The sequence below is a fragment of the Pseudomonas sp. GW821-FHT04D07 genome (genome assembly GCF_059420225.1).
The window spans coordinates 87,695-97,536 of record NZ_JBWKTH010000011.1; the positions used below are offsets into that span (position 1 = coordinate 87,695).

Sequence of the window (9,842 nt, forward strand, 5' to 3'; positions counted from 1 at the left end):
CTGTGCAACTTCAAGACCCCGCGCTGAAATGAGAGTGGTTATGCGGTTGTTCCTCTGTGAGAAGCCCTCCCAGGCCAAAGACATTGCCGCCGTGCTCGGTGCGACCCGCCGTGGCGACGGCTGCTGGGTGGGGCCGAATGCCACCGTCACCTGGTGCATCGGCCACCTGCTGGAAACCGCCCCGCCGGATGCCTACGACGCCCGCTACAAACGCTGGGTGCTGGCCGACCTGCCGATCGTTCCGGAAAAATGGAAGATGCAGGTCAAGCCCAAGACCGCCAGCCAGTACAAGGCGGTCAAGCGCCTGCTGGGCGAGGCCACGGAACTGGTGATTGCCACCGACGCCGACCGCGAAGGGGAAATGATCGCCCGTGAGCTGGTGGAGCATTGTCGCTATCGCGGGCCGATCCAGCGGCTCTGGCTGTCGGCGCTGGACGACGCGTCGATCCGCAAGGCGCTGGCGGCGCTCAAGCCCGGTGGTGAAACCTTCTCGCTCTATCATTCGGCCCTGGGCCGTTCGCGGGCCGACTGGCTGATCGGTATGAACATGAGTCGCCTGTTCACCTTGCTCGGCCGCCAGTCCGGTTACCAGGGCGTGCTGCCGGTGGGGCGCGTGCAAACCCCGACCCTGCGCCTGGTGGTGGACCGCGACCGCAGCATCGCCGACTTCGTGCCGGTGGCGTTCTGGGCGATCGACGTGCACCTGCGGCACGACGACCAGCCCTTTATCGCACAGTGGCGAGCGCCGCAGGACGCCTGCGACGACCAGGACCGTTGCCTCAACCAGGCCCTTGCCCAGCAGGCCGCGAGCGCCATGGGCGCGGCGACCAGCGCCAGGGTGGTGAAGCTCAAGACCGAGCGGATTCGCGAGGCCGCCCCCCTGCCCTTTGATCTCGGCACCTTGCAGGAAGTGTGTTCAAAAAGACTGGGACTGGGTGCCCAGGAGACACTGGATATTGCCCAGGCGTTGTACGAAACCCATAAAATCATCACCTACCCGCGCAGCGATTGCGGCTTCCTGCCCCTGAGTCAGCACGGCGATGCCGGCCGGGTCCTCGCGGCCCTGGAACGGGCTGATCCGAGCCTGGGTAAACTGGCGCCCTATCTTGATCCGACGCGCCGTTCGCGAGCCTGGAACGATGCCAAGGTCACCGCCCACCACGGCATTATCCCGACGGGCAGCGGCGCCAGCCTCGAACGCTTGCAGGGCAAGCCGCGCGCCGTCTACAGCCTGATTCGCGCCCGTTACCTGGCGCAGTTCCTGCCCCATCACGAATATGACCGGACCCAGGCCGATTTCGACTGCGCGGCCGAGGCGTTGCGGGCCGTGGGCAAACAGATCGTCGAACCCGGCTGGAAACGCGCCCTGCCTGAAGCACTGGCACCGGCCAAGGGCCGCGAAGCCCCCGAACCGCAGGCCTTGCCGGCGTTGCGCGAAGGCACCGAGTGCGCGCTGAGCCGGGTCGACCTCAAGGACCTCTGGACCCAACCGCCAAAACCTTTCACCGAAGGCGACCTGATCAAGGCGATGAAAAACGTCGCCAAGTATGTGGAGGACCCGCGCCTCAAGCAGAAACTCAAGGACACCACCGGCATCGGCACCGAAGCCACCCGCGCCGGCATCATCCAGGGCTTGCTCGATCGAAGTTACCTGGTCAAGCACGGCAAAAGCCTGTCAGCGACCCCGGCGGCCTTCAGCCTGATCGATGCGGTACCGCGGGCGATTGCCGACCCGGGCACCACGGCGATCTGGGAACAGGCACTGGACATGGTGCAAAGCGGCGAGATGAGCCTGGAAGAGTTTGTCGCCAAGCAGGCGGCCTGGATGAGCAAGCAGGTGGGACGCTGTGTCGAATTGAAGTTGCAGATCACGATGCCGGCCGGGATGGCGGGACAAGCCGCGGCGCCCTGGAAGAAGAAACGCAAGGCGACGGGAGCCAAGACAGGAAAGAGCCGACGTACGCCAAAGTCGGCGGTCGGCTCCTGATTGATCGAGCCGATGAATTTCAGCCCCGCGCCTGGCTGCCGTACACCGCAAAGGAGAACGCCAGATAGGCCGCCAGGGTCGAAGTCATGTCACCGACGTCAGTGGTCGGGTTGACCTCGGTAATGGCCATTGCCGCACAGTGCGGGGCGAGCAACTCGACCATCTCCAGCGCTTCGGCCGAACTGATGCCACCTGGCTCGTGGGCGCCGGCACCAGGCGCGAAGGCCGGATCGATGGCATCGATATCGAACGACAGGAACAGATGATCGGCACCCTTGACCCGTTCGAGGATCCGTTCAACCGTAGCTTGCGGGCCGAGCCGCAATACCTCGCGGGCACTCAGGTGAACCAGGTCGTTGTCATGTTTGAAACGGCCCGAGGCGGGAAAGTTGAAGTGCCGTTCGCAGACCTGGATGCAGTCCACCGCATGGATCTGCTCCAGTTCCAGCGCGCGACGCATGCCGCTCGATTGGCTGAAGCGGCCTTGCTTGACGCTGTCGTCCATCAGGTCCAGGTGCGCATCGAAATGGATCACGCCGACACGCCCTGGCAGGGCCTGGCAAACGCCCTGGGCCACTGGAAACAGCAGGCTGTCGTCGCCGCCGATAACCACCGGCACCCGGCCGGCCTCGATCGATTGGCGCACTGCCTGGCGGGTGGCGAGGAAGGTCTTCTGGGTGTCATGGGGGACCACCGCAACATCGCCGCGATCCACCAGCAGATGCTCACCGACCTCCATGAAGCTGTCGGTCTCCAGGCAATAGACCTGGCCATCCTGGATCCGCATATTGATCCACTTGGCGCTTTCACGCACCCGCGCCGGGGCGAAGCGCGAGCCCGGCCAGCCCAGGGTCGACTCACCGTCGAAAGGGACGCCCAGCAGATCGAATTGACGCTTGTCGCGAGTACTCATGGCAGATGTCTCCTGATAGTTGGACAAAGAAGGGAACGACCGCTCAACCGCGACGCGGTTGCAGGTAGCTGGCCCAGCGCTGTTGCGCGAAACGGAAGGCCACTACCAGCACCATCGTCAGACCCAGGTACAGGGCGCCGGCGGTGACATAGGGTTCGAACTGGATGTAGTGATTGAGGGTGATGTTGCGCGCCACCCCGGTGATTTCCATCAGGGTGACCGTGCTCGCCAGAGAGGTGGCATGCAGCATCATGATGGTCTCGTTGCCGTACAACGACAGGGTCCGGGTCAGCATCGCCGGGAGCATGATGCGTCGCAGCAGGGTCCACGGAGTCATGCCGTAGGCCCGCGCCGCCTCGACCTCTCCGGGCGGTAAGTGACGCAGGCCACCGGCGAAGATTTCCGTGGTGTAGGCCGTGGTGTTGAGGATAAAAGCCAGTAATACGCAGAACAGTGGATTGGACAGCCAGACCCACAACACGCTGCCGCGCAGCAGGTCGAACTGGGCCAGCCCGTAGTAGATCAAGAACAGCTGAATCAGCAGCGGTGTGCCGCGAAACACCAGGGTGTAGGCCGCCACACTATGCCGCAGCCACGGGTTGGCCGCGTTGCGCGCCACCGCCAGCGCCAGGGCGAGAAAGAAGCTGGTGCCCAGCGCAACCACCGTCAGCAGCAAGGTCAGCTGCAGCCCCTGGGAGTAGAGGTCCAGATTGTCGTAGATCACATCCCAATTCATCGCGCCAACTCCCGAACGCCCTGCGAGTAACGTTTGCCCAGCCAGCCGACCAGGGTCAGCGACAACACCGCGATCAGCAGGTAGAAACCGCCCGCCAACAGATAGAAGGTGAAGGGCTTGCCGGTGGCTTCGGCGGCGCCCTTGGCCCGGAACATGATGTCTTGCAGGCCAATCAGCGACACCAGCGCGGTGGCCTTGACCAGCACCAGCCAGTTATTGGTGAAGCCGGGCAAGGCCAGGCGCACCATCTGCGGCAGGATGATGCTGCGCAAGGTCTTCACCCGCCCCAGGCCATAGGCTTGCGCCGCCTCCAGCTGGCCCTGCGGAATGCCTTCCAGCGCGCCGCGAAAGGTCTCGGTCATATAGGCCCCGAAGATCAGCCCCAGGGTCAGCGCCCCGGACAGAAACGGGCTCGGATCGACGTTGTAGCGGCCACCCGCCGCGCCGATCCATTGGTTGAGCAAGGCCGGCAGGCTGTAGAACATCAGCAGCATCAGCACCAGGTCGGGAATGCCGCGCACCAGGGTGGTATAGATCTCGGCGAGCACCCGCAACGCCCGCTGCTCCGAGCGTTTGCACAGCGCCCCGGCCAAGCCCAGGACTACCGCCAGGGCCAGGGACGTCAGGGCCAACTGGAAGGTGATCCAGCCAGCGCTCAAGACACTGCTGATGTAGTCGCTCAACATGGGCGTTACTGCGCGTCGAAGTATTTGCGGTTGAGGGCATCGAGCTTGCCGCTGTCACGCACTTCGCCGAGGCCTTCGTTGATCTGCTTGAGCAACGCGGCGTTCTTCTGGTTGATGGCAATGGCCACGCCTTCACCGAACTCGGGGGCGTCCTTGCCGATAAAGAGCGGACCGACCAGTTCGAAATCCTTGCCGCTGTCGCCCTTCAGGAAGCTGTGGGTGATTTGCGCCTGATAGCTCATGTGCACGTCGGCACGCCCGCTGCTCAGTTCAAGATAAGGCGCGCTGCCGCTGTCGTAGCGCTTGATGGTGCTCTGGGTGTAGTTCTTGGTGACGTAGGCATCCATCGGCGTGCCGGTCTGTACGGCAATCACCTTACCCTTGAGGCCTTCGGGCGAGATCGTCAGGTTGGCGCCCTTGTGCGCGACAAAGCGAAACACCGGATGATCGTAGATATCGCTGAAAGCGAGGATCTTGCGCCGGGCCTGGGTGACGGTGAGTTGCGAAATCAGCGCGTCGTACTTGTTGCTGATCAGGCCGGGAATCATGCCGTCCCAGGCCGCGTTGATAATCTTGCAATCGAGCTTGGCCGCATCACAGACGGCCTGGGCCAGTTCGACGTCGTAGCCGACCAGCTTGCCGGAACCGTCCACCGATTCGAACGGCGGGAACGTCGCGTCGGTGGCGATGGTGATCGGCTCTGCCAGCGCGCCGGTAGCGACGGCCATTGAGAGGGTGGCGAACAACAGCTTGGAGATACGGTTCATAAGTGCGTCCTAGGGTTGGGTCGTAGGTTCGGCAGTGTTGAACAGCGGCAACGCAGCGCCGTTGAAACAGCGTCTTTTCAGGGTTACAGGCTAACGTCGAGGCCTTGGATTTATCCGTCGTAAACGCCGTTTGTCGCACGCGATACGGCTGTTTTCCCGAACCGGGCGCAGCGGCTTCGGCTGGGTCTTTTCAGGCTCCGGCTCAAGGCAGAAAAGCACTGGCCGGCACGACCGACTGCTTCACGCAGGCCAGGGTCGGATGGCTGACCAGCCGATCGATATGCAGCTCGACATCGTTGAACCATTGCTCGGTCAGCACCCGGTAATGCTCCAGGTCGCGACAGTGCATGCGCAGGCAGTAATCGAAGGCGCCGCCAACCAGTTGGCATTCGATCACCTCACGGCTTTCGCACATCTTCGACTCGAAAGCGCGTTGCGCCACACGGCCGTTCTGGTTGGAGAGCGCCACCATCACCAGCAGCGAAACACCGGACGACAACCGTGGCAGGTCGATAATCGCGCCGTAGCCCCGGATAACCCCGAGCTTCTCCAGCTTGCGCACACGCTCAAGGCAAGGCCGTGGCGTCAGGTGCACGCGCTCGGAAAGTTCCTGGTAGGTGATACGACCCTCATCACGAAGGATGTCGAGAATCGCGACATCGATACGATCCAGGGCCAGCGGTATATCGTTCATGACTCGCGACATGGCGGCGTCCTACTTCAAACGACCGGAAAGGAACTGTTGCAAGCGCTCGCTGCGCGGCTGCTCGAACAACTGCGCCGGCGTGCCCTGCTCTTCGATTCGGCCCTGGTGCAGGAACAACGCCTGGGTTGACAGATGCCGGGCAAAACCCATCTCGTGGGTCACCACCACCATGGTCCGGCCCTCCTCAGCCAGGGTCTGCATGACCTTGAGCACTTCACCGACCAATTCGGGATCGAGCGCGGAAGTCGGCTCGTCGAACAACATCACCTCGGGCTCCATGCACAGGGCCCGGGCAATGGCCACGCGTTGTTGCTGGCCACCGGACAGTTGCGCGGGGTACTGGCCATGACAGGAGGGCTTCAGGCCGACCTTGTGCAGATAGGCCTCACCACGCTCGCGGGCCTCGGCCTTGCTCAGGCCATGCACATACATCGGCGCTTCCATGACGTTTTCCAGCACGGTCATGTGCGACCACAGGCAGAAGTTCTGAAAGACCATGGCCAGGCGTCCACGCATGCGCTGCAACTGTGCCGGGTCCTGGGCCCGCAGCGAACCGCTGCGCCGATCACGGCAGGTATTGAGCAACTCGCCGTTGACCTGGATGGTCCCGGCACTGGGGTGCTCCAGCAGATTGATACAGCGCAGGAAGGTGCTTTTACCCGAACCGCTGGAGCCGATGATGCTCACCACGTCGCCGGAGCGGGCGGCGAGACTGACGCCCTTGATCACCTGATGATCGCCGTAGCTTTTATGCAGATCGGTCACTGCCAGCTTGTACATCGACTCGCTCCTCATGCCAGTGGGAAAGAAAGATCAGCGAGGTCAGGCCGGCGGCGGCACGATGACCCACAACGCCGTGCACACTTCATCCTTCGACGGATTGACCCAGGTGTGTGGATCGCTGGGGGCGAAGGTCAGGGTATCGCCGGCGCGCAACAGGTAGGTTTCCTCGGCGACGCGCATCTCCAGGCAACCGCTCTGGACGTGCACCAGGTCGGCGGCGGCCTTGATCGTGTAAGGCTCGGTGCCGGAACCGCCGCCCGGCTCGATCACCGAATAGAGCGCCATCATGTGTTCGTTGCCGGCACCGCAGATCAGGTACTCGCGCATGCCCTCGCCGCCCAGGCTGATGGGCGCGCCTTGCCCGGCCGCGACGAAGCGGGTCGACGGTGGCTCGAACAGTTCGCCGGGCTTGATGCCGATGGCTTCGCAGATCCGCAGCAAGGTCGCCACCGAGGCCTGCACCGTGTCGCGCTCGAAGCGGCTGATGAAGGACTTGCTGACGCCGACCTTCTGCGCCACCTCATCGATCAACATGCCCTTGGCCTGACGCAGCGCCCGCAAGCGACTGCCGACGTTGAACGGGTCGGTGCTGCCCGATGACCCGGTCACGGTTTCGGCCGCAGGCATTTCGATTTTTTTGCTCGGCATTGGACGATCCTTGAGTTTCCAATTAGACAACCTGATTTTCACCTAGCAAATACAAGGCCACAAATACAAAATCTAAACAAACATGGGTAAAACCATCCATATTTTTCATTAAGGTACGTCACAAAGAGGAAATTAAATGTGAATGGAGCAACTTGTAAAACCTAAAAGTTTCCTATTTGGAAACCCCATATCAGACAGATCGAGCCCTGAGACAGGGAGAAAAAAAGCCGGACGATTGAACGGTTTTGGGGCGCCATGAGTTTTTCTGGTGCATGCGCAGATTCAAAGCGGGAGGGAATCGGGAGGGAAAATGGGCGGGCTCGGCACTGTTACAGGCAGTGACCTTCACCCCACCGAAAAACAAAGGGGGCGTTTCGATTACACCCAGGACTCAGAGCAAATGATGCAGGCGCAGCGCCACACACCGAAAATCGACGCACGGGTCAACCGCGACCGTCAGAGTGGCTTCAGTTGCTTGAGGTGCCCGCCACTCGAATGACAATCATGCGATATCCAGCAACTGCCGCATATTCCGATGGCGCGCGTCAAAGATGCGTCTCATGTACGCATCGACAAACAGCCACTCCAGCGCTGCGCCACCGATAGCCCGATAGGTGACCCGATCGGTGTAGAGCGTCCCACCCTCGGCGACCTCGACCCGATGCTCATGGCGAAACGCATTGAGCGGCCCTCTGACCATCTCATCGATAAAGTACTGATTATCTTTGACCTCACGAATACGCACGGTCCAGTTGGCCGGGATAAAACCGAACATCCAGTGCCGGAAGCGGAACTCGCGCCCCTGCTCGATACGCAGATCGGCGATGTCGATCTTGCCCAGCGGCGTGACACGCTCCGGAAAAATCTTCGGGAAGTTGGCGCCGTCCAGGCAGAACTCGAACACTTCGGCGCAACCGCGCCCTTTGATCAACGTGGTCTTTTCCAATACGGGCATGCGCGCACTCTTGAGATGGGTTTGACAACCGAATGGAAACGCTCGATACGACAGCGCCCGACCGATAAACCCGAACACCCAGACAAAGGCATCGCTCGAGAGAATCGCGTCCTGCGATAGAGCCCTCACATGTTCGCGGTGGACCGTCAAGGATGAAGGGCACCGCAGCGTCCTCAGCCCATCGAGCGGCGACGCCTACAGGACCTGGGCCTCCCCATCGATCCAGCCCTTGAATGCCTCCAGGGCTGAAACGATTTGTCGGCGAAGCTGCGGGTCCGCTGCAATGCCCACTTCATCCATCTCTTTGGCTAGCAGATTCACGGTAATCGATGCCGGTTCGACGATAATGGCTGACATTGTTTCCAGCACCAGCCTGAGCGCCGCCTGTGCATGACTCGCCCGTGACGATGCATTGAACAGTGCCACCGGCTTACCGGGAAATTCGTGGCTGGCGACAAGCCAATCCAGCGCATTCTTGAACGAGCCCGGAATGCCGCGCGCATACTCGGGGCACGAAATCAGGATGCCATCCGCCTGACCGATCAGCTCACGCAGTGCCACAACGATCACTGGAGGATTGTCGGCCAGGTCCGGGTCGAAATGCGGTAACTGCCCCACTTCCAGATAATGCTGGATCGCCACTCCTTGCGGACTGAGCCTCTCGGCGGCGCGCAGCAGCGAGGCATTTGAAGAAGCCGCCCGAAGGCTCCCGGAGACCGCCAGTAACCGAACCATTGATACCCCGACGCAACCGAAAAACACCCTGGAAAGAAAAGCCCACTCAATGGCGAGCACTTGGAAGCTCAACACTCATGAACGCATTGTCCGGGAGCCTAGGAATTTCGACCAGCGCCGGAACAGAGGCTAGAGCTTCGTCGCCAAAGCATGTAACTTCAAGCCTGCACTTCCGGAGCTTCCCGAGCCCACTTCCTGCCTTTCTTCAATTTTTCTGCCGAGATAGCTGACCTCCGCCCGGAGCGCCTGCAACTCGGTAATCGCTCGATCCAGCAGTTCACGATCAGATGGGCGAGGACCCGCACCAGAAGCTGCCTGCTTGCGGCCACGATAAATGGCGACAGCCATCAGCAGAACGATACCGGTCAGCCTAAGGAGAACAATTGTAGCCTTCACTGCCCCACCTCCTGTATTGCACACACATAAGAGAAGACAAAACAAAGAAGGCTGGCGACGAACAGCGTGACACTCAACAACACCCTTTCGGGAGTTGCGTTTCACCCCTCAAGCGGTCGCGGACGCCGACCTGAAAGGCACTAGTCCGATACGCAAGAAGATTCGTCAAACGCAAGGCGCAAAAAAAGGGCCAACCTTTCGGTTGACCCCTCTAGACCGCCCAGCAGAGCGGATTTTGTTTGGTAGGCGCGATTGGACTCGAACCAACGACCCCCACCATGTCAAGGTGGTGCTCTAACCAACTGAGCTACGTGCCTGCTGTGAGGCGGCATTCTACGGAATTTCGAAAGTGTGTCAACCCCTTTTCTTTCCGCTAAGCCTATGAATATGCGTATTTTTTAGTGAGTACCCAAAAAACCAAAAAGGGCCAACCTCTCGGTTGACCCTTTCTGACCGCCCAGCAGAGCGGATTTTGTTTGGTAGGCGCGATTGGACTCGAACCAACGACCCCCACCATGTCAAGGTGGTGC

11 protein-coding genes and 2 tRNA genes (1 of these 13 cut by a window edge) are annotated in these 9,842 nt (G+C 61.2%); 1 reads left to right on the top strand and 12 read right to left on the bottom strand.

All coding sequences use genetic code 11. The annotated features are described in order from the left end of the window. Positions 1-40 precede the first annotated feature (40 nt). Positions 41-1,987: a DNA topoisomerase III gene (locus AC07T0_RS15460; RefSeq protein ID WP_495002009.1), complete on the top strand. Its 1,947-nt coding sequence runs from the start codon at positions 41-43 to the stop codon at positions 1,985-1,987. A gap of 19 nt (positions 1,988-2,006) precedes the next feature. Here AC07T0_RS15460 and AC07T0_RS15465 read toward each other — a convergent pair whose 3' ends face one another. The 12 genes from AC07T0_RS15465 to AC07T0_RS15520 form a co-directional block, all read right to left on the bottom strand. Next, a complete protein-coding gene (locus AC07T0_RS15465; protein WP_495002010.1) occupies positions 2,007-2,900 on the bottom strand; it encodes an agmatinase family protein in 894 nt (297 codons plus the stop codon). 43 nt (positions 2,901-2,943) lie between these two features. Then, positions 2,944-3,636, bottom strand: a complete 693-nt coding sequence (locus tag AC07T0_RS15470; RefSeq protein WP_495002011.1) for an ABC transporter permease — start codon at positions 3,634-3,636, stop codon at positions 2,944-2,946. Next, on the bottom strand, positions 3,633-4,322 hold the full coding sequence (locus AC07T0_RS15475; protein WP_495002012.1) for an ABC transporter permease: 690 nt from the start codon (positions 4,320-4,322) through the stop codon (positions 3,633-3,635). Before AC07T0_RS15475 ends, AC07T0_RS15470 begins: the two co-directional genes overlap by 4 nt. 5 nt (positions 4,323-4,327) lie before the next feature. Continuing rightward, positions 4,328-5,089, bottom strand: a complete 762-nt coding sequence (locus AC07T0_RS15480) for a transporter substrate-binding domain-containing protein (protein ID WP_495002013.1) — start codon at positions 5,087-5,089, stop codon at positions 4,328-4,330. A gap of 202 nt (positions 5,090-5,291) precedes the next feature. Continuing rightward, positions 5,292-5,795, bottom strand: coding sequence for an Lrp/AsnC family transcriptional regulator (locus tag AC07T0_RS15485; RefSeq protein ID WP_495002014.1), 504 nt, complete (start codon positions 5,793-5,795; stop codon positions 5,292-5,294). Positions 5,796-5,804: 9 nt separating this feature from the next. Then, positions 5,805-6,575, bottom strand: a complete 771-nt coding sequence (locus tag AC07T0_RS15490) for an ABC transporter ATP-binding protein (RefSeq protein WP_495002015.1) — start codon at positions 6,573-6,575, stop codon at positions 5,805-5,807. 42 nt (positions 6,576-6,617) lie between these two features. Next, positions 6,618-7,226, bottom strand: a complete 609-nt coding sequence (locus AC07T0_RS15495; protein WP_495002016.1) for a helix-turn-helix domain-containing protein — start codon at positions 7,224-7,226, stop codon at positions 6,618-6,620. A 502-nt stretch (positions 7,227-7,728) separates the two neighbouring features. Continuing rightward, positions 7,729-8,181, bottom strand: a complete 453-nt coding sequence (locus AC07T0_RS15500) for an SRPBCC family protein (RefSeq protein WP_495002017.1) — start codon at positions 8,179-8,181, stop codon at positions 7,729-7,731. 195 nt (positions 8,182-8,376) lie between these two features. Then, complete coding sequence (locus AC07T0_RS15505) at positions 8,377-8,976, bottom strand: NADPH-dependent FMN reductase (protein ID WP_495002018.1); 600 nt, start codon at positions 8,974-8,976, stop codon at positions 8,377-8,379. A gap of 69 nt (positions 8,977-9,045) precedes the next feature. Continuing rightward, the gene (locus AC07T0_RS15510; protein ID WP_495002019.1) at positions 9,046-9,312 is read right to left on the bottom strand and encodes a hypothetical protein; all 267 of its coding nucleotides are present in this window, start codon (positions 9,310-9,312) and stop codon (positions 9,046-9,048) included. A 240-nt stretch (positions 9,313-9,552) separates the two neighbouring features. After that, positions 9,553-9,629: transfer RNA gene (locus AC07T0_RS15515), tRNA-Val, on the bottom strand. Between the two features lie 160 nt (positions 9,630-9,789). Continuing rightward, a tRNA-Val gene (locus AC07T0_RS15520) sits at positions 9,790-9,842 on the bottom strand; it runs 124 nt beyond the window's last position.

Bases quoted from the DNA above. Each gene is read 5' to 3' on its own strand.
- AC07T0_RS15460 (WP_495002009.1), top strand. From the start codon at position 41: ATGCGGTTGTTCCTCTGTGAGAAGCCCTCCCAGGCCAAAGACATTGCC.
- AC07T0_RS15465 (WP_495002010.1), bottom strand. From the start codon at position 2,900: ATGAGTACTCGCGACAAGCGTCAATTCGATCTGCTGGGCGTCCCTTTC.
- AC07T0_RS15470 (WP_495002011.1), bottom strand. From the start codon at position 3,636: ATGAATTGGGATGTGATCTACGACAATCTGGACCTCTACTCCCAGGGG.
- AC07T0_RS15475 (WP_495002012.1), bottom strand. From the start codon at position 4,322: ATGTTGAGCGACTACATCAGCAGTGTCTTGAGCGCTGGCTGGATCACC.
- AC07T0_RS15480 (WP_495002013.1), bottom strand. From the start codon at position 5,089: ATGAACCGTATCTCCAAGCTGTTGTTCGCCACCCTCTCAATGGCCGTC.
- AC07T0_RS15485 (WP_495002014.1), bottom strand. From the start codon at position 5,795: ATGTCGCGAGTCATGAACGATATACCGCTGGCCCTGGATCGTATCGAT.
- AC07T0_RS15490 (WP_495002015.1), bottom strand. From the start codon at position 6,575: ATGTACAAGCTGGCAGTGACCGATCTGCATAAAAGCTACGGCGATCAT.
- AC07T0_RS15495 (WP_495002016.1), bottom strand. From the start codon at position 7,226: ATGCCGAGCAAAAAAATCGAAATGCCTGCGGCCGAAACCGTGACCGGG.
- AC07T0_RS15500 (WP_495002017.1), bottom strand. From the start codon at position 8,181: ATGCCCGTATTGGAAAAGACCACGTTGATCAAAGGGCGCGGTTGCGCC.